Annotated in this window: 26 protein-coding genes and 1 tRNA gene; 19 read left to right on the forward strand and 8 right to left on the reverse strand. The window is 67.6% G+C overall.

All coding sequences use genetic code 11. The features are described 5' to 3' along the window. Positions 1–6 precede the first annotated feature (6 nt). The gene (gene menD, locus ACIQ0W_RS06135) at positions 7–1,749 is read left to right on the forward strand and encodes a 2-succinyl-5-enolpyruvyl-6-hydroxy-3-cyclohexene-1-carboxylic-acid synthase (RefSeq protein ID WP_396641912.1); all 1,743 of its coding nucleotides are present in this window, start codon (positions 7–9) and stop codon (positions 1,747–1,749) included. Here the strand turns inward: menD and ACIQ0W_RS06140 are convergent, their stop codons facing one another. After that, positions 1,750–3,033: an isochorismate synthase MenF gene (locus tag ACIQ0W_RS06140; protein ID WP_396641913.1), complete on the reverse strand. Its 1,284-nt coding sequence runs from the start codon at positions 3,031–3,033 to the stop codon at positions 1,750–1,752. A 22-nt stretch (positions 3,034–3,055) separates the two neighbouring features. Between ACIQ0W_RS06140 and ACIQ0W_RS06145 the strand changes: the two genes are divergently transcribed. From ACIQ0W_RS06145 to ACIQ0W_RS06165, 5 genes are read left to right on the forward strand one after another with little or no spacing between them, the layout of a single operon-like run. Further along, positions 3,056–3,649 carry a DUF402 domain-containing protein gene (locus ACIQ0W_RS06145; RefSeq protein WP_396641914.1) on the forward strand — a complete coding sequence of 198 codons (594 nt, stop codon included), beginning with the start codon at positions 3,056–3,058 and terminating at the stop codon, positions 3,647–3,649. Beyond that, positions 3,627–4,370, forward strand: coding sequence for a demethylmenaquinone methyltransferase (locus ACIQ0W_RS06150; RefSeq protein ID WP_396641915.1), 744 nt, complete (start codon positions 3,627–3,629; stop codon positions 4,368–4,370). The genes ACIQ0W_RS06145 and ACIQ0W_RS06150 overlap by 23 nt, the downstream gene beginning before the upstream one ends. A 9-nt stretch (positions 4,371–4,379) precedes the next feature. Further along, complete coding sequence (locus ACIQ0W_RS06155; protein WP_396641916.1) at positions 4,380–5,441, forward strand: polyprenyl synthetase family protein; 1,062 nt, start codon at positions 4,380–4,382, stop codon at positions 5,439–5,441. Between the two features lie 50 nt (positions 5,442–5,491). Then, positions 5,492–6,865 carry an FAD-dependent oxidoreductase gene (locus ACIQ0W_RS06160; RefSeq protein ID WP_396641917.1) on the forward strand — a complete coding sequence of 458 codons (1,374 nt, stop codon included), beginning with the start codon at positions 5,492–5,494 and terminating at the stop codon, positions 6,863–6,865. Between the two features lie 22 nt (positions 6,866–6,887). Then, a complete protein-coding gene (locus ACIQ0W_RS06165; RefSeq protein WP_396641918.1) occupies positions 6,888–7,880 on the forward strand; it encodes an alpha/beta hydrolase in 993 nt (330 codons plus the stop codon). Between the two features lie 11 nt (positions 7,881–7,891). Here ACIQ0W_RS06165 and ACIQ0W_RS06170 read toward each other — a convergent pair whose 3' ends face one another. Together ACIQ0W_RS06170 and ACIQ0W_RS06175 are read right to left on the reverse strand one after the other, a co-directional pair. Then, complete coding sequence (locus ACIQ0W_RS06170) at positions 7,892–8,122, reverse strand: hypothetical protein (RefSeq protein ID WP_396641919.1); 231 nt, start codon at positions 8,120–8,122, stop codon at positions 7,892–7,894. Positions 8,123–8,190: 68 nt separating this feature from the next. Next, a complete protein-coding gene (locus ACIQ0W_RS06175; protein WP_396641920.1) occupies positions 8,191–9,093 on the reverse strand; it encodes a LysR family transcriptional regulator in 903 nt (300 codons plus the stop codon). Between the two features lie 124 nt (positions 9,094–9,217). Here ACIQ0W_RS06175 and ACIQ0W_RS06180 point away from each other — a divergent pair, with 124 nt between their 5' ends. From ACIQ0W_RS06180 to ACIQ0W_RS06210, 7 genes are all read left to right on the forward strand, one after another. Next, positions 9,218–10,861 carry a thiamine pyrophosphate-binding protein gene (locus ACIQ0W_RS06180; protein WP_396642037.1) on the forward strand — a complete coding sequence of 548 codons (1,644 nt, stop codon included), beginning with the start codon at positions 9,218–9,220 and terminating at the stop codon, positions 10,859–10,861. Positions 10,862–10,908: 47 nt separating this feature from the next. After that, entirely contained in the window at positions 10,909–11,976 is a 1,068-nt protein-coding gene (locus tag ACIQ0W_RS06185) for an ABC transporter substrate-binding protein (protein ID WP_396641921.1), read from the forward strand. Between the two features lie 51 nt (positions 11,977–12,027). Continuing rightward, positions 12,028–12,780 carry an ABC transporter ATP-binding protein gene (locus tag ACIQ0W_RS06190; protein WP_396641922.1) on the forward strand — a complete coding sequence of 251 codons (753 nt, stop codon included), beginning with the start codon at positions 12,028–12,030 and terminating at the stop codon, positions 12,778–12,780. Continuing rightward, positions 12,777–13,559, forward strand: a complete 783-nt coding sequence (locus tag ACIQ0W_RS06195; protein ID WP_396641923.1) for an ABC transporter permease — start codon at positions 12,777–12,779, stop codon at positions 13,557–13,559. Before ACIQ0W_RS06190 ends, ACIQ0W_RS06195 begins: the two co-directional genes overlap by 4 nt. Then, positions 13,556–14,344, forward strand: coding sequence for an ABC transporter permease (locus tag ACIQ0W_RS06200; RefSeq protein WP_396641924.1), 789 nt, complete (start codon positions 13,556–13,558; stop codon positions 14,342–14,344). Before ACIQ0W_RS06195 ends, ACIQ0W_RS06200 begins: the two co-directional genes overlap by 4 nt. An 88-nt stretch (positions 14,345–14,432) precedes the next feature. After that, positions 14,433–14,738, forward strand: coding sequence for a helix-turn-helix domain-containing protein (locus tag ACIQ0W_RS06205; RefSeq protein WP_396641925.1), 306 nt, complete (start codon positions 14,433–14,435; stop codon positions 14,736–14,738). Further along, the gene (locus tag ACIQ0W_RS06210) at positions 14,731–15,930 is read left to right on the forward strand and encodes a type II toxin-antitoxin system HipA family toxin (RefSeq protein ID WP_396641926.1); all 1,200 of its coding nucleotides are present in this window, start codon (positions 14,731–14,733) and stop codon (positions 15,928–15,930) included. The genes ACIQ0W_RS06205 and ACIQ0W_RS06210 overlap by 8 nt, the downstream gene beginning before the upstream one ends. 8 nt (positions 15,931–15,938) lie before the next feature. Here ACIQ0W_RS06210 and ACIQ0W_RS06215 read toward each other — a convergent pair whose 3' ends face one another. From ACIQ0W_RS06215 to ACIQ0W_RS06225, 3 genes are read right to left on the reverse strand one after another with little or no spacing between them, the layout of a single operon-like run. Continuing rightward, positions 15,939–16,508, reverse strand: coding sequence for a mismatch-specific DNA-glycosylase (locus ACIQ0W_RS06215; protein WP_396641927.1), 570 nt, complete (start codon positions 16,506–16,508; stop codon positions 15,939–15,941). Positions 16,509–16,517: 9 nt separating this feature from the next. Further along, the gene (locus ACIQ0W_RS06220) at positions 16,518–17,006 is read right to left on the reverse strand and encodes a YajQ family cyclic di-GMP-binding protein (protein ID WP_396641928.1); all 489 of its coding nucleotides are present in this window, start codon (positions 17,004–17,006) and stop codon (positions 16,518–16,520) included. A gap of 39 nt (positions 17,007–17,045) precedes the next feature. Then, a complete protein-coding gene (locus tag ACIQ0W_RS06225; protein ID WP_396641929.1) occupies positions 17,046–17,519 on the reverse strand; it encodes a hypothetical protein in 474 nt (157 codons plus the stop codon). A 58-nt stretch (positions 17,520–17,577) separates the two neighbouring features. Between ACIQ0W_RS06225 and ACIQ0W_RS06230 the strand changes: the two genes are divergently transcribed. From ACIQ0W_RS06230 to ACIQ0W_RS06240, 3 genes are all read left to right on the forward strand, one after another. Further along, a complete protein-coding gene (locus tag ACIQ0W_RS06230; protein ID WP_396641930.1) occupies positions 17,578–18,060 on the forward strand; it encodes an FBP domain-containing protein in 483 nt (160 codons plus the stop codon). A 9-nt stretch (positions 18,061–18,069) separates the two neighbouring features. Further along, the gene (locus ACIQ0W_RS06235; RefSeq protein WP_396641931.1) at positions 18,070–19,017 is read left to right on the forward strand and encodes a carbohydrate kinase family protein; all 948 of its coding nucleotides are present in this window, start codon (positions 18,070–18,072) and stop codon (positions 19,015–19,017) included. Between the two features lie 84 nt (positions 19,018–19,101). Continuing rightward, positions 19,102–19,183, forward strand: a tRNA-Tyr gene (locus ACIQ0W_RS06240). 126 nt (positions 19,184–19,309) lie between these two features. Here the strand turns inward: ACIQ0W_RS06240 and ACIQ0W_RS06245 are convergent. After that, entirely contained in the window at positions 19,310–20,137 is an 828-nt protein-coding gene (locus ACIQ0W_RS06245; protein ID WP_396641932.1) for an NAD-dependent epimerase/dehydratase family protein, read from the reverse strand. Between the two features lie 37 nt (positions 20,138–20,174). Next, the gene (locus ACIQ0W_RS06250) at positions 20,175–21,482 is read right to left on the reverse strand and encodes an HNH endonuclease (protein ID WP_396641933.1); all 1,308 of its coding nucleotides are present in this window, start codon (positions 21,480–21,482) and stop codon (positions 20,175–20,177) included. Between the two features lie 104 nt (positions 21,483–21,586). Here ACIQ0W_RS06250 and ACIQ0W_RS06255 point away from each other — a divergent pair, with 104 nt between their 5' ends. From ACIQ0W_RS06255 to ACIQ0W_RS06265, 3 genes are all read left to right on the forward strand, one after another. Beyond that, the gene (locus tag ACIQ0W_RS06255; protein WP_396641934.1) at positions 21,587–22,582 is read left to right on the forward strand and encodes a LacI family DNA-binding transcriptional regulator; all 996 of its coding nucleotides are present in this window, start codon (positions 21,587–21,589) and stop codon (positions 22,580–22,582) included. Positions 22,583–22,691: 109 nt separating this feature from the next. Then, on the forward strand, positions 22,692–23,405 hold the full coding sequence (locus tag ACIQ0W_RS06260; RefSeq protein WP_396641935.1) for an L-ribulose-5-phosphate 4-epimerase: 714 nt from the start codon (positions 22,692–22,694) through the stop codon (positions 23,403–23,405). After that, positions 23,402–24,997 (forward strand): xylulokinase, encoded by a 1,596-nt coding sequence (locus tag ACIQ0W_RS06265; RefSeq protein WP_396641936.1) that lies wholly within the window; start codon positions 23,402–23,404, stop codon positions 24,995–24,997. The genes ACIQ0W_RS06260 and ACIQ0W_RS06265 overlap by 4 nt, the downstream gene beginning before the upstream one ends. The last annotated feature ends 5 nt before the right edge of the window (positions 24,998–25,002 follow it).

The raw sequence follows: 25,002 nt of genomic DNA on the forward strand, positions 1-25,002 counted from the left end.
CCGGCCATGGACGCGGCCTCGGCGCTGCTCGATGAACTCGTGACTCTCGGCGTGCGCGACATCGTGCTGAGCCCCGGGTCCCGCTCGCAGGCGCTGGCGCTCGCCGCGACCTCCCTGGAGCGCGCGGGTCTCATCTCGCTGCACGTGCGCATCGACGAGCGCGTTGCCGGCTTCACCGCGCTCGGCCTTGCCCGCGAGTCTCGTCTTCCCGTCCCCGTGATCTGCACGTCGGGCACGGCCGTGGCGAACCTGCTGCCGGCCGCCCTCGAGGCGCATCACGCGGGGGTTCCCCTGTTGCTGCTCACGGCGGATCGGCCCCCTGAGCTTCGCGGAGTCGGCGCGAACCAGACCACGCGCCAGCCCGGCCTCTTCGGCCCGTCTACCCGGTTCGCGCTCGACGCGCCGGTGCCGGAGGACATCGACGACGCGGGGGATTCGGCACAGACCGCGACTTTTCGGACGATCGCCGCGGATGCCTTCGCCGCTGCATCCGGTTCCGCCTCGCTCCCCGCCGGGCCCGCGCACGTCAACCTGCCGGTCCGCGAACCGCTCGCCGGTTCCCTGCCCGCATGGTTCGCCACCGAACGCGAGCCGACGGATGGCGCACCGCCCCCTGTCGAGGCGGCCTCGGGAGCTTTGTACCAGGGGGGTGGCGGCATCGGTCTCGCCGAATCGACCGACCTCGACCAGGCCGTGCCGTACGCGCTGGCGCGCGGACCCCGCACGCTGGTGATCGCCGGTGCCGATGCCGGTGTCGACGCGGAACAGGTCGCCCACGCTGGCGGTTGGCCCCTCGTCGCCGAGATCGTGAGCGGTGCGCGTTTCGGACGCAACCTGGTGCACGGCTATCGCGCGCTGTTGCGGGAGGAATCCCTGGGTGGCGCCGTCGAACGAGCCATCGTGTTCGGCCGGCCGACTCTGAGTCGTGAGGTCGCGGCACTGCTCTCCGACCCCGAGCTCGACGTGATCGCCGTCCGCGGGCCGGGAGAGCGGCTGAACCTCAACGGATGTACCGAGCCGGTGGAGTCCGTGCGGGTGGACCCGGGCGAGACCGACCGGGAATGGCTCGGCGCGTGGCTGCACGCATCGCAGGCGCAGGAGGTCGACCTCGGCGCACCCGCGCCGGACCTCGCCGGTCTCTCCGCCACGGATCCCGCCGCGCGGCGGAGGGCCGTCGATGCCGAACTCGCCGCCGTGCGCGCCCCGCTCGATCGCACCACGCTCGTCGATGCGCTCTGGCGTGCCACGTGGCCGCACGATCGTCTGGTGTTCGGGTCGTCGCGTCTGGTGCGTGTGGCCGACAGTGTGCTCGGGGGCAAGAAGGTGCCCGTGCACTCGAACCGCGGTGTCGCCGGGATCGACGGCACGATCGCGACGGCTACGGGCGTCGCCCTCGCCAGCCAGGCGGACGGGCAATCGGGCGTCACCCGCGTCTTGCTGGGTGATCTGGCGCTGCTGCACGACGTCGGGGCGCTCCTGCTGCCGCCCAACGAACGCGAGCCGCGTTTGCAGGTCATCGTCGGGAACGACGGCGGAGGCACGATCTTCGACGGGCTCGAGGTCGCGCAGGTCGCCTCACCCGAAGACATGGATCGCGTGCTGTTCACCCCGCAGACTGTGCGCCTCGAACACCTCGCGTTGGCCTACGGCTGGGAGTATCACCGGCCGACCACGCGTTCGGCGCTGGATCAGCTTCTCGTGTCCCCGGTCGGCGGACGGCAGCTGATCGAGGTGCCGCTCGCGCGGTGATCAGGCGAGGGCGTCGACGATCGGTCGGAACTTCATCCGTGTCTCGAGCAGCTCGGCCTCGGGATCGCTGCCGAGCACGATACCCGCGCCCGCATGCGCCGAGATGTGACCGCCGTCACCGAACTGGGCGCTCCGCAGCGCGATCGCCCATTCTCCATCGCCGGAAGCATCGATCCAGCCGACGGGTCCCGCATATCGACCGCGGTCGAAAGGCTCGATGCGCCGGATGACCTTGAGCGCTGCGGCGGTGGGCGTGCCGGCAACGGCGGCAGTCGGGTGAAGGACGCCGACCAGATCCAGCGCCGAAACTCCCGGCGCGACGATCCCCTCGACATCCGTCGCGAGGTGCCAGACGTTCGGCAGCTTGAGTGCGAAGGGCTGCTCGCTCGCGGTGAGCGCGCTCGTGTGTGGGCGCAGGGTCCGCAGCACGCTCTCGACGGCGAAGCGGTGCTCGTCCTGGTCCTTGCCGCTGGCGGCGAGGGCGACGGATGCCTCGGTGTCGCCGTCCGCATCGGCACCTCGTGGCGCCGTGCCCGCGAGCACCCGGGCCGTGATCGTGCCGCCCGAGACGGTCACGAGGGTTTCGGGACTCGCGCCGATGATGCCGTCGACGGCATACGTCCAGACATCCGGATAGCCCGTCGCGAGCGCGCGGACCAGCCGCCGCAGATCCGCCCCCGCGGGAACGGATCCGGTGAGGTCGCGGGCGAGCACCACCTTGCTGACTTCACCCGCGGCGATGGCCTCGAGGCCGGCCCGGACCGCGGCCTGGTAGCCGGGCGCATCGAGTTCGCCGGGCCCGACGGTCGCGGACCAGGCCGGACCCCAGTCGCGCACGGAGGGATTGATCGGTGCCTCCGCGCCGGCGCGATGGATCGTGGTGACCCACGACCGTCCCGCTCGACGTCCGAAGACGAACTGCGGTACGACGAGGGTGCTCGCCATCGCGGACGCGGGGTCGAAGCTCAGCGCGCCGAACGCGATGAGGCCGGTTCCGGGCAGCCCGACCTCGTCGGTAACGCTCGCTGCTGCCGCGACCGCTCGCCACGTCTCGGCGAGTGCGGCGGCTTGCGAACCCTCGGGGGGGTTGGCTCGGTGCCCGCCCACCTCGATCATCGCGGCGGAGCCGAAACCCACCATTCCGTCGCCGCGACGCAACCACGCGAGCGGATGCGCGGGGTCGGCATACGCGAGAAGGTCCTCGATCGGATCGAGTTCGCGGGTGGTGACATCGAGGGTTGCGGCGGTGAGCCGAAGCACGCGGGCGGGGGCGGACTCGGTCACTGCTCCAGCCTAGACTCGCTGCGTGAGCGCAGATCCGAATGTGCCGGCCGAGGCATCCATCCGTCCTCCTGTCGGGACTCCTCCGATGGGGACGAAGCTGGAGTTCCGCTGGCGCAAATGGGATGGCTCGACCCACTGGGTGCACGAGTGCGTGTACCTCGGCTCCGACGAGTGGGGCGACTGGTTCGGGCAGCGCGGGGGGTGGCGGAGCGACCGGCCGGGTCGTTCGGTCGTGGTCGTCGAGGACAACGTGATGCTGCTGCCGCCGTCGGGCGATCACGTGCTGACGATGAACGCGCGCCCGCATCCCACCCGGGTTTACATCGACATCGCGTGGGATGCGCGCTGGTCGGGCGGTGAGCCGACCGGTATCGACATGGACCTCGACGTCGTCGATCAGGAAACGCGCGGTGTCTATATCGACGATGAGGACGAGTGGGAAGAGCACCGGGTGCGCTACGGATACCCGCTCGACGTGGTCGAGAAGCTCGAGGCGCTCACCGCCGAACTGTTCGCGGCGGTCAGCGCGCACGAACCGCCCTACGATCCGGCGACCGCGGCCCGCTGGCTGGCACGCCTCGTAGACTCGACGGGTGACCCCGCAATCGGCGAATAACGAGCCCAGTGAGCCCAACCGCGCCGATCTCGGCAAGGATCCGGCCCGCGTGAGCGGCATGTTCGACCAGGTCGCGGGTCGCTATGACCGCACCAACACCGCCCTCAGCCTCGGCAACGATCGGCTGTGGCGCGTCGCCACCCGCCGGGCCGTTGCCCCGCGGGCAGGCGAGCGGATCCTGGACCTCGCCGCGGGTACGGGCGCATCGTCGGTCTCGCTCGCGCGCAGCGGCGCGCAGGTTGTCGCGGCGGACTTTTCGCCCGGCATGATCGCCGAGGGTCGACGCCGGCACGGCGACGTACCGGGCCTGTCGTTCGTCGAGGCGAACGCGACCGATCTGCCCTTCGCCGACGATGAATTCGACGCCGTGACCATGTCGTTCGGTCTGCGAAACGTCGACGAACCCCGAAAGGCGCTCGCCGAGCTGTACCGGGTCACCAAGCCCGGGGGACGCGTCGTGATCTGCGAGTTCTCACACCCGCCGTCGCGCGCCTTCGCCGAGCTGTACGGCTTCTACAACTCCCGAGTGCTCCCGGTCGTCGCGCGCGCCCTCTCCTCGAACGCCGACGCCTACGACTACCTGAACGAGTCCATTCGGGACTGGCCCGACCAGCGAACCCTGGCCGCGTGGATCCGCGGCGCGGGTTGGCAGGATGTCGCCTACCGGAACCTCTCGTTCGGGATTGTCGCTCTGCACCGCGGGCGGAAAAGCCGCCGGTAGGCTGGAGGGGTGACTCCGGGCCCCTCAGCGCGCGGCTCGCGACTGACGAGCCGACTCGGCATGACCGAGCGCGTCTTCGCCGGACCCCGCTCGCGCAAGCTCCTCGCCCAGGTGGAGGACGGTCTCGATCGGGTCGAGGCCACGTTGGCCGACGAGCTGAAGATGACAGATGCTCTCGCCGACGCGACGAGCCGGTACCTGTACGAGGCCGGTGGCAAACGCATCCGTCCGATGCTCGCCCTGCTCTCGGCCCACCTCGGTGAGGGCATCACGCCCGCCGTGATCGAGGGCGCGACCGCGCTCGAGATGACGCACCTCGGCTCGCTGTACCACGACGATGTCATGGACGGCGCGGATGTGCGCCGCGGGGTGCCGAGCGCTCAGACCGTGTGGGGCAACAACGTCGCGATCTTGACCGGCGACCTGCTCTTCTCGCGAGCGAGCCAGATCATGGCACGCCAGGGCGAGCGGGCCATCCGTCTGCAGGCCGACACATTCGAGCGCCTCGTGCTCGGTCAGATGCACGAGACCGTCGGGCCGCAGGAGGGCGACGACCCCGTCGCGTTCTACCTGCAGGTGCTGGCGGACAAGACCGGTTCGCTGATCGCCGCTTCGGCCGAGACGGGCGTCGTGTTCGCGGGTGCTCCCGAGGAGTACGGCATGCCGCTGCGCACCTTCGGCGAGAAGACCGGCGTCGCCTTCCAACTGCTCGACGACGTGCTCGATCTGAGCGCCGACCCCGACGAGACCGGCAAAGTCCCCGGCACCGACCTGCGCGCGGGTGTGCCGACGATGCCGTTCCTCCTGCTCGGGCAGGAAAGCGACGACGCGTCCGTCGCCCTCACGTCACGCATCGACGAAGGCGTCGCTCGCATCGCGGATGGCGAGGACCCGGCCATCCTCGATACTGCGCTCGCCGAACTCCGTGACCACGACGCGACCGCCCGGACGCTGCGCCTGGCCCACGACTGGGCGCGTGAGGCGGTCGAGGCGCTCGATCCTCTCCCGGACGGTCCCGTCCGCGACGCGCTCAAGCGTTTCTCCGAGGCCGTCGTCGACCGCAGCAGCTGAGCGCTCGCCGCCTCGCTCCACCTCTTCGCAAGCATCACCGGAAGGACCCCATGACCAAGCTCAGGCTGGCCATCGTCGGCGCGGGCCCCGCGGGCATCTATGCCGCGGATATCCTGCTCAAGACCGAGCGCAAGTTCGATGTCTCCATCGACCTGTTCGAGCAGCTTCCCGCCCCCTACGGGCTCGTGCGGTACGGGGTCGCGCCCGATCACCCGCGCATCAAGGGCATCATCACCGCGCTCCGCGAAGTCCTCGACCGCGGCGACATCCGTCTGTTCGGCAATGTGCGCTACGGCGAAGACGTCACGCTCGAGGATCTCAAGCGCCACTATCACGCCGTGATCTTCGCGACCGGCGCGATCCGCGACACCGACCTCGACATCCCGGGTATCGACGCCGAAGGCTCTTACGGGGCCGCCGACTTCGTGAGCTGGTTCGACGGACACCCCGACGTGCCACGCACCTGGCCGCTCGAGGCCGAATCGGTCGCCGTGATCGGCAACGGCAACGTCGCGCTCGACATCTCACGCATGCTCGCGAAGCACGCCGACGACTTGCTGCCCACCGAGGTTCCCGACAACGTCTACCAGGGGCTGAAGGCGTCCCCGGTCACCGATGTGCACGTCTTCGGACGCCGCGGTCCGGCACAGGTCAAGTTCACCCCGCTCGAGCTGCGCGAACTCGGCGAGCTGCGCGATGTCGACACGGTCGTCTACGACGAGGACTTCGACTACGACGAGGCCTCGAAGACCGCGATCGCGAGCAACAAGCAGGTCATGGTCATCGACCGCGTGCTGCAGTCGTGGCGCCAGCGCCCGTCCGTGAACAACGCGGGGGGCGAGGCATCCCGACGCCTGCACCTGCACTTCTGGGCGCGTCCCGTCGAGGTCAAGAAGGATGCCTCCGGTCGGGCGACGGCGTTCGTGTACGAGCGGACCCGTCCCGATACGGAGGGCGGCATCGAGGGCACCGGCGAGTTCCGCGAGGTGCCGATCCAGGCCATCTACCGTGCTGTCGGATACTTCGGCTCACCGCTGCCCGACGTGCCTTTCGATCCCCGGCACGGTGTCATCCCGAACCACGAGGGTCAGGCGATCCACCAGGAGTCCAACGAGCGCGTCTCGGGCGTGTACGCCACCGGCTGGATCAAGCGCGGACCGGTCGGCCTCATCGGGCACACGAAGTCCGACGCGATGGAGACCGTGCGCCATCTGATCAACGATCAGGCCTCGTGGTGGCAGCCGGAGGACCCCTCGGAAGAGGCGATTCCGGCTCTGCTCGCCGAGCGCGGCGTGCGCTGGACCGACCTCGACGGTTGGCACCGCCTCGACGAGCACGAGGTCGCGCTCGGCGTGCCCCATGAGCGTGCCCGCGTCAAAGTCGTGCCGCGTGACGAGATGGTCGCGATCTCGCGCGGAGAGTGACACTGCGCAATAGCCTGGGCGGATGACGACGGACGCGGGATGGCGGCCCGATGTCCTCGGTGCGGGGTTCGAGCAACGGACACTTTTCCTTGCGGAGGATGACGAGGGCGAGGTCGTCGCGACCCTCGTCCGTCACCTGCCCGTCGAGTCGTTGGCGGACCGCCTGTTCGGCGATCGCCGTCCGCTCGCCGATGTCGACGTCCTGTACGTCCACGGATGGTCGGACTACTTCTTCCAGGCGCGGTTGGCCCGGTTCTTCGCCGAGCGCGGCGCGCGCTTCTTCGCGCTCGACCTTCGCAAGTACGGGAGGAGCCTGCGGGAGGGGCAGACACCGGGGTACATCACGGATCTCGATGACTACGACGAGGACATCGCCGCTGCGCTCGGCGCGATGGGCCGGGGAGAGCGTCGTCTCGTGCTGCTCGGGCACTCCACGGGCGGCCTGACGCTCAGCCTCTGGGCGTCGCGGCATCCGGGCGTCGCGTCGGCGGTGATCCTGAACAGCCCGTGGCTGGAGTTCCAGTTGAGTGGGTTCGGCCGTGCGGCCCTCGCCCCGGTCGTGAGCCTGCGCGCTCGTATGCATCCGCTGGATGTCGCGCCCCAGGTCGACCTGGGCTTCTATGCGCGTGCGCAGCGCGAGGTCGCGGACCCCGACGATCCGGTCGTCATCGATCCGACGTGGCGTCCGGATCAGACGATGGCGGTGTACGCGGGATGGTTCAACGCGGTGCTCATGGGTCACGCGCAGGTCGCCGCGGGATTGGCGATCGATGCACCGGTGTGCGTTCTCCTGTCGGCTCGATCCGTCTTGCCGACCCGCTGGTCCGACGAGCTCACCCGAACCGACAGCGTGCTGAACGTCGACGAGATCGCCCGCGCGGCTTTGAAGCTCGGATCCTCCATCACCGTCGAACGCGTGGACGGCGCTATCCACGACATCTTTCTCTCGCGGCATGAGGCGCGCGAAGAGGCGTACGCCCGCCTGGATCGCTGGGTGCTCGGCTTCGTCGCCTGACGGGCGCTTGTTCAGAAGCTGCGCGGCGGCGGGGACATCGCCAGGCGGGCGAAGTACAGGCCGGCGACCAACCCCGCGAGCGAGCCGACGATCCCGACGATCAGGATCGGGTGCCCGGTATCGATGAACGCGATGAGGCAGCTGGTGAAGCCGATCGCGCCAGCCACTAGGGCCACAATGGCGAACACTCCGACGATGGCGCGCTTGACGATGATGTCGGGGTCGCGAGATTGTGCGTTCATGGTTCCTCCGGGGACGTTCGCCTCACGCGACGATACCGATGGAATGCCCGCCGACCGACAGGACCCGCCTAGGCCGCGAGAGTCGAGCGTACGGTGGCCAGGAACCACGCGGTCGCGGACGTCGCGTCCGCATCATGGTGCGAGATCAAGTGGACGGATGTCGTGGGAGACGGGAACGGCAGCTCGAGCAGCTTCGCCCCGGAAGGCAGCGCGAGCGCGGCGAAGGCGTCGATCGGGACGATCGCCACGTAGCCGCAGCGGGCGACGATCCACGGGAGCGAGGTGAAGCGCGGCACCTCGACGTGGGCGACCCGCGACAGCACCCCGGCTCCGAGGGTGGTGACCGCTTCGGTGATCGCGCGGTGCCCGGCCGCGGCACCGACGCGCGCTTCGGGAAGCCTGCTCAGGTCTTCGACCCGGATGCGTCCCTCGTCGTCCTCGAGGTCGGCGGGCACGAGGCAGGCGTAGCGGTCCTGGAACAGGACCTCCTGATGGACCTGACCCGTCACCGGTGAGCTGGTGATGGCCGCGTCGATATCCCCCGAGAGCACATCGTGGGCAACCGAGTCGATGTCGAGAGTGACGACTTCGATCGAGACATTCGGCGCGGCAGTCGCTATCGCGAGCAGGATGCGAGGGAGGAGGCCGGCCTCGCCCAGGTCGGTCAGGGCGATGCGGAATCGTCTGTGCGAGGTCGCGGGCTCGAAGCGGGTGCCGTCCTCGGTTCGCGCGACGATGTGTGACAGCGGTCCGCTGATCTCGGCGTAGAGGTCTGCCGCGAGACGTGTAGGCCTCACCCCGGTTCCTGTCCGCACGAAGAGCGGATCGTCGAAGTGCAGTCGCAGGCGTTTCAGCGCGTGGCTGACAGCGGGCTGCGACACGCGCAGCGTCTCGGCGGCCGAGGTCAGGTTCTTGGCCCGATAGACCTCGACGAAGGTGCGGAGCAGATTCAGATCCATGCTGGCGAGCATCCTGACATTATTCACCAAATGAATGAGCATGATGTCGATTATTCATTGGACGCACATCAGGAACCATCCTACGGTGGAAGAAGGTCGCCGATGACCTGAGAAACGGAATCTTGCAGTGACGCAGATGATGAGGGTCGACGATGCTCTCGGCCGCATGCTCGCCGAGTTGGGCCTACGGCAGGTTTTCGGAGTGGTGGGGAGCGGGAACTTCCGGGTGACGAATGCCCTGGTGGCGTCGGGTGCCTCTTATGTCGCCGCGCGCCACGAGGCCGGTGCGGCGTCGATGGCCGACGCGTACTCGCGTGTGACGGGAGACGTCAGCGCGCTCAGTCTGCATCAGGGTTGCGGGCTGACCAACGCGCTCACCGGCATCACGGAAGCCGCGAAGTGCCACACACCGCTTCTCGTTCTGGCCGCCGACACGGCCGTCGGGAACGTCACATCGAACTTCCACATCGACCAGGACACGGCCGTCCGTGCCGTCGGAGCGATACCCATGCGCATCCACTCGGCCGCGACCGCACTCGCCGATGCGGCCCGCGCCTATCGGGTCGCTCAGATCGAGCGCGCCACTGTTGTTCTGTCGATGCCGATCGACATCCAGGATCGCGAGATCGCGTATCCGGGATCGCGGCCGGCATCGAACCTGCGCGTACCGACGCCCGCCGTCTCCGGAGCCGATGTCGCGGAACTCGGCGAGATGCTGGCGCGTGCAGATCGTCCGGTGATCATCGGCGGTCGTGGTGCCCGCGTCGCCAAGCAGGACCTTCGTGACCTCGCCGCGCTGACCGGCGCTCTGCTGATCGCCTCGGGCGGCGCCCGAGGCGTGTTCGAGGGCGACGAATGGGCACTCGATGTCGTCGGGGGCTTCGCAACAGACAACGCGGCCGAGCTCGTTCGGGATGCAGACCTCATCGTCGGTTTCGGCGTCGCGCTGAACGACTGGACGACCCGCGGCGGCTCACTGGTAGCGGAGGCGACCCTCGTCCAGGTCGATGACCGTGTCGACGCGATCGGCAAGTATCGCCTCGTCGACCTCGGGATCGTCGGCGACACGGGCGCCGTCGCACGCGCCGCGATCGCGGCGCTGGAGGCGACGGGGACGACGAGAGTCGGATACCGCACGCCCGAGATCGCCGAACGTGTTCGCGCGGCGCGGTACTGGTCGGATCAGACCGTCGAGGTGATCGACGAGCCGGGTTTCGTCGATCCCGCAGCCCTGACCAACGCGCTCGACGCGATGCTTCCCGACGAACGCGTCGTCGTCGTCGACGGGGGCAACGTCAATGCCTACCCGGGTGCGCATCTGCGCGTTCCGGACGACGAGGGCTACGTCCTGCCCCTGTCGTTCCAGTCGATCGGGCTGGGGCTCGCCAGCGTGATCGGCGCCGCCGTCGCGCGTCCCGACCGGATGGCCGTGCTCGGCACCGGCGACGGGTCGCTGCTGATGGGCGCGGTGGAGCTGGAGACCGCCGTGCGGCTGCGCCTCGGCCTGGTGGTCATCGCCTTCAACGACAGTGCGTACGGCGCCGAAATCCATCTGTTTCCGGAATCCACGGCCGCAGAACAAGAGATCGTCCGGTTCCCGGACACAGATATCGCGGCGATCGCGCGCGGCTACGGCTGCGACGCGATCACCGTGCGCTCGCTGGACGACCTGGGCGGGGTGGCGACGTGGCTCGCATCCGCCCGTGACCGTCCCCTCGTGATCGACGCCAAGATCAGTGGGCGTCCATCTTGGCTCATGGCCCGGGAGCACGGGCACTGACGAAAACCGCACGTCCTCGCACGCAACAGAAACAAGGGAGTTTCACCATGATGCACAACACAGCAATCCGTGCCCGCCGGGCTCTCGTCGCCACGGGTGCCGTCGCCGTCCTCGTTCTCGCAGGCTGCGCGGCCGATCCTGAGGGCGCCTCTTCGGGAGGGGACTCCGGCGGGGGCGAAGCAGGCGGCGAGGGTGGCACGATCCGGGTCGCCTACTTGGCAACAGGCTCGTCGCTGCCCCTCTTCGTGACCGCCGAGAAGTACGCCGAAGAGGTGGGGATCAACGTAGAGCTGGTCGAGGTCGCCAGCGGGAACGAGTCGATCACCGGCGTCGCGACCGCGCAGTATGACGCCGGGTTCGCCGGGATCGGCTCTGCCGCGTACAACGCCGTGGACGAGGGGCTGCCCGTGCGCTACGTGGCGCCGATGCACGCCGGATACATCGAGGATTACTTCATCGTGTCGTCGCAACTCGCGGGTTCGTCGGAAGAGGCCGCCGCGGTCGCCGAGGACATGTCGCAACTCGCGGGTCAGACGTTCGCCGTCAACGCGCCCGGCGTCGTGACCGAGGCGCTGCTCGGCTTCGCCCTGGAGCGCGGGGGACTGTCGATGGACGACATCGCCCTGGAGTACATCCCGTTCCCCGATCAGGTGCCGGCGCTCGCAAACGGTGGCATCGCGGCGGGCATCCTCTCAGAGCCGTTCCCGACGCAGGCGGAGGGCAACGGGTCGGGCTACCGCCCGTGGGAGACCCCGGCGGACGAAGATCCGCTGCCGTTCACGGGAATCATCTACAACACGGACTGGGCGGACGAGAACCCGCAGGTGGCCGAGGACTTCATGCGTGCGTATGCGATGGCCGCCGAAGATCTCGACGCGAACGGATGGGACACCCCCGAGATGCTCGAGCTCGTCGAGCAGTACACGGGTGCCGATCCGGCGATCGTGGCCGCGTCCCGCCAGCACCACATCCCGGCCGACCTGAGCGTGGACTTCGACGTGGTGCTGCGCTACCAGGAGTTCTTCATGGAGCAGGGGTCACTGAACTACGACGAGATCATCCCCGAAGAGGACATCTGGGACTTCAGCTGGCGCGATGCCGCGCTCGAGAACTGACGCGGTGAGCCGATGAGTGCGCAGATGCAACCGAAGGTCCGACTCACGGACGTGAGCAAGCGGTTCCCGGGAAAGGAGCAGGTCACCGCACTCGAGGATGTCTCGCTCGACATCGCCGAAGCCGAATTCGTGTCCATCGTGGGACCGTCGGGCTGCGGGAAGTCCACTCTGCTGCGTCTCGTCGCGGGTCTGTACGCGCCATCCTCGGGATCGGTCGAGATCCAGAGCTCCAAACCCGACAGGCCGAAGACGGCCATGGTGTTTCAGGAGCATGCTCTGTTTCCGTGGATGTCGGTGCGTGAGAACGTCATGTTCGGCCCGCGGAACCGCAATGTGCCCAAAAAAGAGGCGGCCGAGATCGCGAACGAGCAGTTGGCGCGGCTCGGTCTGGCGCGCTTCGGCGACTTCTTCCCCCACCAGCTGTCAGGAGGGATGAAGCAGCGCGTCGGCATCGCGCGTGCGCTCGCGCAGGATGCCGAAGTGCTGCTGATGGACGAACCGCTCGGGGCGCTCGACGCGCAGACGCGCACCCTCCTGCAGGAGCAGATCCTCGAGCTGCGTCAGCAGACGAAACCGACGGTGCTCTACATCACTCACGCGATCGATGAGGCGGTCTTCCTCTCGGATCGCGTGGTGCTCATGTCCGCCCGACCGGGCAGGATCCGGGACATCGTCGAGCTCGACTTCGGGCCGGACCGCACCCCCGAGTTGCGCGGTACGCCCGAATTCGCCGCCCTGTCGCAGGACATCTGGAACCATCTGCGCGACGAGGTTCAGGCCGCCATGGCGGTGGACGACCGGTGAGCTGGCGTGGCCTTCGCGACAAGTGGGCCCTGTTCGTCGGTCCCGTCGTCATCCTGGTCGGGTGGGAGATTCTCAGCCGGACCGGCGTCATCCGGGCCACCTTCTTCCCGCCGCCCACCGAGATCATCGCCCGGAGTGTGATCGTCTTCGAACCCGCTTCCGGGCTGGGTGGCGACATCATCGCGACCGTCCTGCGCGTGCTCGTCACGATCGTGCTGGCCGTGGTTCTGGGAGTCGGGGTGGGTATCGCGATCACCGCCTCGCAATGGATGGACCGCGGCGCGCATACGATCCTGGCGTTCCTCTACCCCATTCCGGGCGTGCTGTTCTTCCCCTTCCTGACGTTCCTGCTCGGGCGGACCGAGATGGCGATCATCCTGACCGCCCTGGTGACTCCGCTCATCGTCATGATCCTGTACACCGTCGCGGGAGTGCGGAGCATCGATCGCACACTCGTCGAGGTGGCGGACAACTACGGCTCCCGGGGAGTGAAGAGGTTTTTCGGCATCCTCGTGCCGGGTTCGCTGCCGTCGATCGTCACAGGTATCCGGGTTTCGCTCGGGTTCACCCTGATCGCCGTGATCGCGATCGAGATGGTGGGTGCCCCGAACGGCCTCGGTCAGTTCCTCTGGTCGAACTGGCAGATTCTGCGCGTCACCGACATGTACGTCGCGCTGTTGATCATCGCCGTCATCGGGCTTATCAGTTCCGTCGGATTCGATGCGGTAGCCGACCGCCTCCTGCCGTGGCGACGTGACGTGCAAGGAGCACAGATATGAACCCGACGGTGAGACGCTGGGCGCAGTCATGGGCCATCCCACTCGCGGTCATCGTGCTGTGGGAGATCGTCACGCGCACGGGACTGCTCGACCCGCGATTCTTCCCGCCGTTGAGCGACATCATCGTGACGGCGTTCGACGGACTCGTGAACGGGCGGCTGGGCTTGGATCTGGTGCTGACCGTCCAGCGACTGCTGATCGCCTTCGCGCTCGCCGCGGTGCTCGGCGTTGCGATCGGGGTCGCATCGGGGCGGTGGCGCACGGTCGAATTGCTGATCCGGCCCATCACCGACACGCTCTACCCGCTGCCGAAGATCGCCCTTCTTCCGCTCTTCATCATCATCGTCGGGCGGGGCGAGGTGGCCTACATCATCACCGCCTTCGCCACCGCCTTCTTCCAGATCATCATCAGCACCCGCGGAACGGTCCGGGACGTGCCCACCGACCTGATCGAGGCGGGCCGCAACTTCGGCGCCACAGGTATCCGGTTCTTCACCAGGCTGCTGTTCCCGGCGATCGCGCCCGGACTGCTCAACGGGCTGCGGCTCGGCATGGCGACCTGTCTGATCACGCTGATAGCCGCCGAGTTCGTCGGTGCCGAGTTCGGTCTGGGAGCTGCGATTCGGAGAGCGGGTCAGCAGTTCGCCATCGACGAGGTGTACGCGGGCATCCTGATCGTGGGTCTGCTCGGGTTGCTGATCAACCTGGCGTTCCGCCTGGTCACGCCGCTCGTGCTGCCATGGCAGCGCAAGGTTCAGCCGGCGCTGCCCGGTAAGCGCGGCTGAAGGAAGCCGCGAACCGCGCATATAAGATAAACGAATGTTGATCTAAGATTGTTTACTATCAACTTTCGTTGATCTAAAATGGTCGATTATGTCTAAGACTCCTATCCCGGTGAAGCGGTCGATGCGCGCTATCGGCCAGAATCTCGCGAACCAGCGAAAGTTACTGGGCCTGACGGCGCGGATGGTCGCCGAGCGTGCAGGAACCACACCGCCCACGATCAGCAAACTCGAGAACGGCGAGGGGACAACTCTCGAGATCACGCTGCGAGTCATGCGCGTCCTGGGATTGATGGATGCCGTTGTCGCGGCGAGTGATCCGTTCCGCACGGAGCGGGGTCGCCTGATGATGGACGAAACACTGCCTGAACGAGTACGCGTGCGCAACGATGACTGACGTCTATGAGGTGACGACGGTCATCGGACGTAGCGAGGTCCTTGCGGGGAGGATATTCCGGACCAGAACCTCTGGATCGTTTGAGTACGACTCTGGCTATCTGCGCATGCGCGACGCGTTCGCGCTCGCTCCGGCGCTGGGTCTGTTTCCGGGCGCGCAACCACTCCTCCCGGCGAACCCATTCAGCGACTCGGCGCCGGATACGTGGGGACGCAAGGTTCAGAATCGCGCGGCGGGTCGACGACTCGATGACCTCACGCTGATGTTTGGGGTCAACGACGAGGGGCGCCAGGGGGCGACGCGTTTCTGGGCTGAGGGCGTTGCGATGGCACCCGATGGTGGCGTGCCTGTCGATACCGATCTGGCGGACATCATCCATGTCGCGGACCAGATCGAGCGCGGCGAGACAGACATTGATGATGTCGCGGTTCGTCGCCTCTTCCGGGCGACCGGCTCCTTGGGCGGTGCTCGTCCCAAGGCGAACGTCAGGATCGGATCTGACCTGTGGCTGGCGAAGTTCCCTAAACCGGTCGGCGACGACTGGAACGTCATGGCCTGGGAAGCAGCGATGCTCGATGGCATGGCCGCCGCGGGAATCACGGTGCCTGCGCACATGACGAAGCGGATGCAGGTGGACGGTACTGATCGCACGGTGTTGTTCCTCCGGCGATTCGATCGAAAGGACGATGGCGTCCGCATCCCGTATATCTCCGCCATGACTGCGCTCGAGGCCATGGACGGCGATGGTGGCGATTGGATGGACGTCGTCGACTTTGCGCGGCTTGCCGGTGCCGACACGGTCGAACTCTGGCGGCGCGCGGTGTTCGGGGCGCTCGTTGGCAATCTCGACGATCACCTCCGCAACCATGGATTCCTCCGAAGGGGACCTGCCTGGATGCTGGCCCCCGCCTTCGACGTCAACCCCGAGCCGCTTGGTGAGGGAAACCAGCACCAGCTGGCGCTGCTGGGCAACCGAGATCTCGATCTCGACGCGCTCATGAGCAGAGACTCACTAGCCCTGTTCGGCGTGAAACCGGCTGTCGCGCAGGACTTCGTGGAACAGCTGGGGCCGGTGGTCGCTGCGCTGCCGCGTCACGCAGCCGCGCATGGAGCGGACGTGCTATCGCGTGACGTCATGACGACTCGCGTAGACGCCGCGGTCGGTGCGGTGCGGGTTTATTCCGGTAGCTGAAGAATCAGTCAGGGGATGATTCCGGCTTCCCGCGCCGGCGCGGCGTAGGAATCCGCGAGCGAGGCGAGGGTTTCGTGCGCGTTGAGACCGCTGGGATTCGGGAGCACCCAGAGCGATGCCCCGGCTATCGACTCGTCCTGTCGGCCAGCCTTCGCGCGGGGGCGCTCGAACCCCTGCCGGTAAGCCGTCAGCCCCAGTACAGCTACAACGAGAGGCCGCCACCGCTCGACATCCGCTGCCAACCGAATCGCCCCGTCAAGCAACTCTTGCTTCGTCAATTCGTCTGCGCGAGCGGTGGCACGGGGCACGACGCTCGTGACCCCGATGCCCGCATCGAAGAACATTGCGCGGTCTTCGTCCGGCATCCCGTCGTCGAGGATGCGCGGCCGTCTCGGGATGATTCCCGCGGCGACGAGTGCCGGGTAGAAGCGGTTGCCGGGCCGGGCGAATGGCGTTCCCGTCGCGACCGTCCACAGCCCCGGGTTGATGCCCACGAACAGCAGCCGCGGGCGCGGCGGAACGAACTCCGGGATCTCGCGGTCACGGAACGACTCGAGCTCCGCGCGCGAAAAGCCCACCCGGGGGACTTACCGGTAGTTGACGAACTGCAGGTCGACGTCGAGATCGGCGGCCTTCAGCACGCGGATGACCTCTTGCAGGTCGTCGCGGCTCTTGGACTGCACGCGCAGCTCGTCGCCCTGAACCTGCGACTTGACGCCCTTCGGGGCTTCGTCGCGGATGATCTTGCCGATCTTCTTGGCGTTCTCCTGCGAGATACCGTCCTTGATCGTCGAGACGATGCGGTATTCCTTGCCGCTCGCGAACGGCTCACCCGACTCGAGGCTCTTCAGCGAGATGCCGCGCTTGATGAGCTTGGACTGGAAGACATCCAGAACCGCCTTGGCGCGCTCTTCGCTGTTCGCCTTGATCAGGACGGACTCGCCGCTCCACTCGACGGATGCACCGGTGCCCTTGAAGTCGTAGCGCTGCTCGATCTCTTTGCGCGCCTGGTTCAGGGCGTTCTCGGCCTCCTGGTGGTCGACTTTGCTGACGATGTCGAAGGATGAATCGGCCATCCACGCAGTCTACAACCGCCGGATTCCCCTCCTCGGGGCTCATCCGTGGGTGTAGACGTTCTCCGAGACCTGAGTCGTGCCTTCCGGTGCCGGTGTGCCGTCGGGCACGACGGTGAACTCTCCCGCCATGCCGCCGATGCCCACGGGGCCGCTCGCGAGCCCGCAGCCAAGGACCCAGGCTGTATCGTCCCGGTACGCGAGGATGCAGATGTCGGTAATCTCTGCGCCGCGCATGAGCCACAGTGAGCTGTCGTCGTGCTCACCCACGAATCGTGCCGTTTCCAGGTCGGCCCCATCTCCCGCATAAGCCGGTAGTTCGGCGGGGAGCTCATCCTCGGGCTGAGCGGCTTCTTCGAGCACGGCGTAAGGGAAGGCTGATGCGATGCATCCGGCCAGCAAGAACGCCGAGAAGGCCACCGCGATCCCGACCCGAAGTCGGGCATGCAAGGACGATCGCTTCGGTTCGATCACTCCGGGGCGTTGGTCGATGATGTCCACGGATGAGTCAGCCATCACGGCACTCTATCCGGCGTCGTTCGTAGACTGGAGGGGCACGATGCATGGAGGTGGGATGCGACCGTTGACCGAGGACGAGGTCCGAGCGTCGTTCGTGAACGTCGTCGACGAAGAGATCCGGCAGCTGCAGTTGCCGCATGACTTTCTGTTGACCGACTGGGATCACCTGGACTTTCTGGCCTGGCGGGATCCCGAGGTGCGCGGGCGCGGCTACGTCGTCACCGAGCAGGACGGCAAGCCCCTCGGCGTCGCTCTGCGAGCCGCGTCGACGACCTCTCGCGCCCGCTCCGGGATGTGCGACATCTGCCACACCCTGCAGCCCGCCGACCAGGTCTCGCTGTTCACGGCTCGCAAGGCGGGCGACGCCGGCGCGCATGGCGACAGCGTCGGTACGTACATCTGTGCTGATCTCTCGTGCCACGAGAACGTCCGCCTCGCGGCACCGCTCGCCCCGTCCGAGATGCGTGCGAGCGTCGACCGCCGGATCGATGGGGCACGACGACGAACTGAACGGTTCGTCGAACGGGTGCTCGCGTAGTCTCGCGTCATGACGCAAGCACGGGTTGTGGTGATCGGCGACGCACTCATCGATGAGTTGCGGGACGATCTCGGTGTTCGCGAGTTCGTCGGAGGTGCAGCCCTGAATGTTGCAGTGGGGCTGGCTCGCCTCGGCGTGCCGACGACGCTCATCGCGATGGTGGGCGACGACGATGCGGGAGCGCGCATCCGCGCCTATCTCGCCGACTTCGATGTCGAGCTGCTCGCTACCCCGTCGCCGCTCGGGACCTCCCGTGCCGTCAGCGAGCGGGCGGGCGGCGCCGAGCCGGTGTACGTGTTCAATGAGGCGGCTCGGGCTCGGCGCATCCATTTCGGCGATGCCGAGCGTGCGGCGATCGCGGATGCTTCGATGACCGTCGTGAGTTGCTTCCCCTTCGACGATGCGGCGCAGGCGGCGGAGTTCGCTACGGCGGTTCGCGCGACCGAAACGCGTCTCGTGATCGACCCGAACCCCCGAACCGGGATGATGGGGGACCTCGCGGAGTTCGTGGCCGGGTTCGAGGATCTCGCGCCGCGAGCCGTGCTCGTGAAGATCGGTGACGACGACGCGCACCTGATGTTCGGGGAGTCGTTGGACGACGCGGTTACACGGATGCGTGAGCTCGGGGTGCCCGTCGTGCTGGGCACTCGTGGTGCCGACGGTGCCTTCGTGCGCGCCGTCGCGCTTGATGAGGGTGAGTTCGGTGACGGTGAGCTCGTCGCGCCGATCGCGGACCTGCCGGGTCGAATCGTCGACACGATGGGTGCGGGGGATGCGACGCTTTCAGCGACCGTCGCCCGGCTCGCGACGGATGGCGAACCTCAAGACGCGGATGCCTGGCGTGCGGTGCTCGACGAGGCGATGCTCATCGCCGCATCCACCTGCCGGTTCGAGGGCGCTCTCCTGCGGACCCCGAGCGAACTGCGCGACGTGGATCTCGACCGCCTCGGTACCTGACGCGCGTTCTTCGGGGCGCCCGCGATTGGGTAATATGGGAGATCGCGCTTCCGGTCGTCTGCAAAAGTCGGACGGGCGCGCCCTGGCGAGTTACCCAAGCGGCCAAAGGGATCTGACTGTAAATCAGCCGGCGTAGCCTTCGGGGGTTCGAATCCCTCACTCGCCACGGAACGAAGAACGCCCCCGCGCATGCGGGGGCGTTCTTCGTTTGTCGGATGCTGCGGGACCCCAGCGCTCCGGCTGTCAAGCCGAAGGTTTGACGCAAGCCGGCCGTCTCGGCGGGTTCGCGAGGTCAGGCGCGCCAGGAGTGCTGCGGGTCGTAGCCGAGCAGGCGCCGCGCCTTCGCGATCGACAGCATGGTGTCGTGCGCGCCGAGCTCGCCGTGGATGGGAACGTTGGGGAACACCTCGGCGACGAGCTCGGCGTTCGGACGCGTCGTGACGGTGTCGGCCGCTGCGATGATGAAGCGGTCGAAGCCCGGGGGAGCGACCTGCAGCGCCCGCTCGATGGCGTGGGCGCCGTCGATGTAGCCCCACAGGTTCCACTTGCGATCCCGCGGATCGGCGTCATACGGGAACGCCTCGTAGTCCTCGGGCACCATGACGTTCGAGAAGCGCAAGGCGGTGATGGAGACATCCGGATGCCACCGCACGAGTTCGATCGCAAGCTGCTCTTCGAGATGCTTGACCAGCGAATAGACGGACTCAGGACGGGCCGGGTAATCCTCATCGACGGGGATGTAGGGCGGCGGCACGTCGAACGGTAGGCCGAGCACCGTCTCGCTCGATGCATAGACGATTCGGGTGATGCCGAGGCGGATGGCCGCCCAGAACACGTTGAACGTGCTCGGCATGTTGTTGTGGAACGTCGCGACATCGGGCGCGATGCCGGGGGCCGGGATGGCAGCCAGGTGAACCACCGCGTCGAAGCCGTCGTGCTGGTCGTTGACGGCCGTGAGGGCATCCACGACCTGGCCGTAGTCGGTGAGGTCGACACGGACAAAGCCCGGACCGCGCTCGCCGACGACGTCCATCCCGATGACGTCGTGGCCGGCCGCGCGCAGTTCGCGCAGGGCGACGGAGCCGAGCTTGCCGGATGAGCCAGTGAGAGCGATGCGCATGTCTCCAGGCTCGCACATGAGCGAATGCCGAGGGCGCTCAGAAGGGTGGAGGCGCGGAACTCGCGTAGCCCGTGGGAGTCTCCACCCTGACCGTGCCATCGCTTCGCGTGATGAACCGGAATTTTGTGATGTGCCGATGCTGATGGTCCGGGGGGCAGAGCGGGCGCAAGTTGTCCTCGTCGGTCTTCCCTCCCAGGGCCCAGGGCCTGTCGTGATCGATGTCGGCGTCGAGCGCGAGGCGGGTGCAGCCATCGCGGGCGCATCTTCCGAAGCGCAGGATCAGCCAGTCCCGCTGCGCCTTCGTCGGGCGATACGTGCGGCGGTCCATGTGGAGGACGACGCCGCGTACCGGATCGGTGACCACGCGGTGGAAGGCCTTCGCATCGCTGAAGATCTGAGCGGCGGTGAGCGGATCGATCGGACCGTGGCCCACGAGCTCGGCATCCTCGCGGGGGAGCGCGGCCAGCCGCGCTGCGAGGTCGCCACGTGCGCCGGCCGTCGTCCCCGTGCCCGCGAGCAGGGATACCGGCACGGTGACGAAGACCTTCGTCTTGACCGCGGTCGGGGTCCCCTCGCCCTTCAACCACGACGCGAACAGGTCGGCCCGAATCTGATCGCGGGTGCGAAGCTCGCGGGCATCCCTCGACGTAGCCTGTGCCGTCGCGTTCAGGCGCCGACCGAGGGCCACCGCATCGACGGTCGGTACGAGGGCGGAGACCCACGACATCCCGTCGTCGACGTGCTCGATGCAGACGCGACGATCGCGCATTGCGGCGGCGTGGCGTACCTCGGAGCGGCGGGTGTCGAGTCGTTCGAGCAGCCGCTTGAGACGTGCGCGGAATGCGGCGCGCGTGCAGGACAGGACCCACTCCGATGTGGCCGCGTCGAGTTCAGCGATCGCTGACTCGGCCTCCGCGATCTCTTCGTGCGATGCGCCGATCGGGGCCCGCAGTCGCGCGGCTCCTGCGACAACCGCCTCCACGAGCACGAGCGGGGCGAAGCCGTCCAGCGCTCGGCGCCAGAGCCACGGCAGGGACTCGGATGCGGACGACGCCGTGTGCGCGAGGGATCGAAGAGTCTGCTCGGCAACGTTCAGCCGCAATGACAGATCGAGCAGAACTCCGCGCTCGGCCAAGTCTTCACCGTCTCGCCCGACAATGTCCGTATAGACGTACGGATGCAGGCGCGCGATCTCGATCGCTTCCGCGATACCGGCCGCGCGACGCGCATCGTGCCGGATCGCCGCGAACTGATCGCCCTGGAGGTCGTCGAACAGGAAGCCCAGCGATTCTTCCATCGACACGCTCGTTGACGATGTCTCCGGATGTTTGAGGTCGTCGATCACAGATCGAGCTTAGCAGATATATTCGAATACAGGAAGGATGTGGGCCTCATTAATAGAACACATCTTCTATCACTACGCTGAAGCTCACCCGAGAAAGGAAAGCCATGACGCAGCCCGCGCCCGTGCGTGCCGTCGGGGTGCGCGATGTCGCCGCGCACGCCGGGGTGTCGACGCAGACGGTGTCGCGCGTGCTCAACGGCCATCCGCACATCCGTCCCGAAACGCGTCAGCGGGTGCTGGATGCGATCCAGGCGCTGGGGTATCGCATCAACAACGCCGCGAGAGCCCTCGGCACCAGCACGTCGCGCACGCTGGGCGTCGTCGCATCCGATGCCGCCCTCTACGGGCCTGCCGAAGGCGTCGCCGCGCTCGAGGCCGCCGCCCGTACGGGAGGGCGCTGGATCGCCACGGCCTACGCGGATGCTGCAGATGCGTCGTCGGTCGAAGCGGCGGTAGGGCACCTGCTCGCTCAGGGTGTCGATGGCATCGTGCTCGTCGCACCGCACACGCGCACACTCGAGGCGGCCACCATGGCGGCGCCCGGTGTTCCGATCGTGGCCCTGCATGGCGGCACCGGTGCGGCGACTCAGTCGGCGGGCGCGGCGCTCGCGGTGGCGTACCTGCTCGACCTCGGGCATCGCCGGATCGCCGAGGTTGCGGGCCCGGGTGACTGGCTCGAGGCGAGGGCTCGCGCCCGGGGCGTCGCTGATGCGCTGGACTCCGCGGGACTGACCCTCGCTGCCCGATGGGAAGGCGACTGGAGCGCTGCCGCCGGGTATGCGCTCGCAGAAGCGGTGGCTGATGCGCTCGGGCGCGAACAGGCCCCCACGGCATTGGCCGTCGCCAACGACCAGATGGCGCTCGGGCTGATGGCGGGACTGCGCGCGCGGGGCATAGACGCGCCCGGGGCGGTCTCGGTCGTGGGGTTCGACGACAACCCCGACTCCGCGTTCTACCTGCCCGCGTTGACGACGGTGCGACTCGACCTCGCGTCCGAAGCGCGGCGGGTGGTTGCTGAGGTCGTCGGCGCGCCGGGGGGCGCGTTCGTCGAGCCTCCGTTGCTCGTCGTGCGCGACTCTGCGCTTCCGCGCCGCGACTGAATGAGCTCCTCAAACGACGGCAAAGCGTTCGCGCAAACTGGATGGTACCGGTAACATCGTGAGGGTCGCCCGAACCCGAGACGACCGCCGCGAGACCGATGGAGCCCCCGTGAGCACGACCGAAACCCCGAATTCCGTCGAGGCAGCGATCGCCGCCACCCGAATCGAGGTCGCCGCGCTGCATGCGGAGTTGGTGCGTTACGGCCTGGTGGTGTGGACGGGTGGGAATGTGTCGGGTCGTGTGCCCGGGGCTGATCTGTTCGTGATCAAGCCGTCGGGTGTGTCGTATGACGATCTCGCTCCGGAGAACATGATTCTGTGCGACCTGGACGGGAATGTCATCGCTGGGACTCCGGGGAGTGATCGTTCCCCGTCGAGTGATACGGCGGCGCACGCGTATGTGTATCGGAACATGCCGGATGTCGGGGGTGTCGTGCACACGCACTCCACCTACGCGGTGGCGTGGGCGGCGCGGGGGGAAGAGATTCCGTGTGTGATCACGGGGATGGCGGATGAGTTCGGGGGTCCGATTCCGGTGGGTCCGTTCGCGGTGATCGGGGATGACTCGATCGGCCGCGGGATTGTGGAGACTCTCACGGGGCATCGGTCTCGTGCGGTGTTGATGCAGAATCATGGGCCGTTCACGATCGGGGTGTCGGCGAAGGATGCGGTGAAGGCTGCGGTGATGTGTGAGGACGCGGCCCGTACGGTCCACATCGCCCGGGAGGCGGGTCCGTTGATCCCGATTCCGCAGGACAAGATCGACGCCCTCTACGGCCGCTACCAGAACGTCTACGGACAGAACGAGGACGATCGTCGATGACCGAAACATCTGCCGCGGACGCAATCCGTTCCGGCCGCACCGCCCTCGGGATCGAGTTCGGTTCGACCCGTATCAAGGCGTGCCTCGTTGACGCCGACAACCCGGCCGACGTCCTCGCCGTGGGCGGCTTCGAATGGGAGAACACCTTCGAGGGTGGGCGCTGGACCTACGCGCTCGGCGAGGTGTGGGCGGGACTTGCCGCCGCCTACGCGAATCTGAAGACGGATGCCGAGCAGCGCCATGGTGTCCGCCCCACCAACATCGGCGCCATCGGCGTCTCGGCCATGATGCACGGCTACCTCGCTTTCGACGCCGATGACGAGCTCCTCGTCCCGTTCCGCACCTGGCGCAACACGTCGACGGGTCGCGCGGCCGCGGAGCTCACGGAAGTCTTCGGTGTGAACATTCCGCTGCGGTGGTCGATCGCGCACCTGCACCAGGCGGTTCTCGACGCGGAAGAGCATGTCCCCGACATCCGCTTCGTCACGACCCTCGCCGGGTACGTGCACTGGCGTCTGACCGGTCGACGTGTGCTCGGTGTCGGGGATGCGTCAGGGATGTTTCCCATCGACCCGGCAACCGGCATGTACGACGCGGAGATGGTCACGGCCTATGACTCGTTGGTGGAAGGGCGCCTGCCCGCACCCCTCCTCGGTCTTCTGCCCGAGGTCCTCGCTGCCGGCGCCGACGCCGGCGAGCTGACGACGGAGGGTGCGGCTCTGCTCGACCCGTCCGGAACGCTCACGCCCGGCATCCGGTTCTGTCCGCCGGAGGGCGATGCCGGCACGGGGATGGTCGCGACAAACTCGGTCTCGCCCCGCACGGGAAACGTGAGCGCGGGCACCAGCATCTTCGCGATGGTCGTGCTCGAGCGCCCCCTGGCGAAGGTGCACCACGAGCTCGACGTCGTCACAACGCCCGCCGGCGACCCCGTCGCGATGGTGCACTGCAACAACGGCGCGAGCGAGCTCGCCGCGTGGGCCGGGATGTTCGCCCGGTTCGCCGAGGCAGCCGGGACACCCCTCGCGGCGGACGCCGTCTACGAGGTCCTCTTCCGTGAGGCGCGTGCGGCCGAGCCGGACGCTGGCGGTCTGCTCGCCTACAACTTCCTCGCGGGTGAACCGATCGCGGGTCTCGACGCGGGCCGGCCTCTTGTCATCCGCACGCCCGACTCGCGTCCTACGCTCGGCAACTTCGCTCGTGCTCAGCTCTACGCCGTCTTCGGCACTCTGAGCCTCGGAATGCGCGTGCTGCATGGCGAAGGAGTAGCCATCGACACCATGTATGCGCACGGTGGCATGTTCCGCACGGCGAGGGTCGCGCAGCGCCTTCTCGCCGCCGCCATCGAGGCGCCGGTCGCTGTCGCCGCCACGGCTTCCGAGGGTGGTGCCTGGGGAATCGCGGTTCTCGCCGCCTATCTCGATGCGGCCGACGACCTCGCCCTCGATGCATACCTGGCCGAACGAGTATTCGCCACGACCGGTTTCGAGACCGTCGCGCCCGACCCCGACGACCTCGCCGGATACGCCACCTACCTCACGCGCTACGAAGCCGGGCTCGCCATCGAGCACGCCGCCGTCGCAGCGCTCTGACTCCT

The organism is Microbacterium sp. (assembly GCF_044340635.1).
Lineage (GTDB): Bacteria > Actinomycetota > Actinomycetes > Actinomycetales > Microbacteriaceae > Microbacterium.

Excerpts from the sequence above, each read along its gene's own strand:
- ACIQ0W_RS06230 (WP_396641930.1), top strand. The coding sequence starts at position 17,578 with ATGCGACCGTTGACCGAGGACGAGGTCCGAGCGTCGTTCGTGAACGTC.
- ACIQ0W_RS06210 (WP_396641926.1), top strand. The coding sequence starts at position 14,731 with ATGACTGACGTCTATGAGGTGACGACGGTCATCGGACGTAGCGAGGTC.
- ACIQ0W_RS06200 (WP_396641924.1), top strand. The coding sequence starts at position 13,556 with ATGAACCCGACGGTGAGACGCTGGGCGCAGTCATGGGCCATCCCACTC.
- ACIQ0W_RS06175 (WP_396641920.1), bottom strand. The coding sequence starts at position 9,093 with ATGCTCGCCAGCATGGATCTGAATCTGCTCCGCACCTTCGTCGAGGTC.
- ACIQ0W_RS06255 (WP_396641934.1), top strand. The coding sequence starts at position 21,587 with ATGACGCAGCCCGCGCCCGTGCGTGCCGTCGGGGTGCGCGATGTCGCC.
- menD (WP_396641912.1), top strand. The coding sequence starts at position 7 with ATGGACGCGGCCTCGGCGCTGCTCGATGAACTCGTGACTCTCGGCGTG.
- ACIQ0W_RS06220 (WP_396641928.1), bottom strand. The coding sequence starts at position 17,006 with ATGGCCGATTCATCCTTCGACATCGTCAGCAAAGTCGACCACCAGGAG.
- ACIQ0W_RS06185 (WP_396641921.1), top strand. The coding sequence starts at position 10,909 with ATGATGCACAACACAGCAATCCGTGCCCGCCGGGCTCTCGTCGCCACG.
- ACIQ0W_RS06235 (WP_396641931.1), top strand. The coding sequence starts at position 18,070 with ATGACGCAAGCACGGGTTGTGGTGATCGGCGACGCACTCATCGATGAG.
- ACIQ0W_RS06180 (WP_396642037.1), top strand. The coding sequence starts at position 9,218 with ATGATGAGGGTCGACGATGCTCTCGGCCGCATGCTCGCCGAGTTGGGC.
- ACIQ0W_RS06245 (WP_396641932.1), bottom strand. The coding sequence starts at position 20,137 with ATGCGCATCGCTCTCACTGGCTCATCCGGCAAGCTCGGCTCCGTCGCC.
- ACIQ0W_RS06170 (WP_396641919.1), bottom strand. The coding sequence starts at position 8,122 with ATGAACGCACAATCTCGCGACCCCGACATCATCGTCAAGCGCGCCATC.
- ACIQ0W_RS06265 (WP_396641936.1), top strand. The coding sequence starts at position 23,402 with ATGACCGAAACATCTGCCGCGGACGCAATCCGTTCCGGCCGCACCGCC.
- ACIQ0W_RS06160 (WP_396641917.1), top strand. The coding sequence starts at position 5,492 with ATGACCAAGCTCAGGCTGGCCATCGTCGGCGCGGGCCCCGCGGGCATC.
- ACIQ0W_RS06165 (WP_396641918.1), top strand. The coding sequence starts at position 6,888 with ATGACGACGGACGCGGGATGGCGGCCCGATGTCCTCGGTGCGGGGTTC.
- ACIQ0W_RS06225 (WP_396641929.1), bottom strand. The coding sequence starts at position 17,519 with ATGGCTGACTCATCCGTGGACATCATCGACCAACGCCCCGGAGTGATC.
- ACIQ0W_RS06205 (WP_396641925.1), top strand. The coding sequence starts at position 14,433 with ATGTCTAAGACTCCTATCCCGGTGAAGCGGTCGATGCGCGCTATCGGC.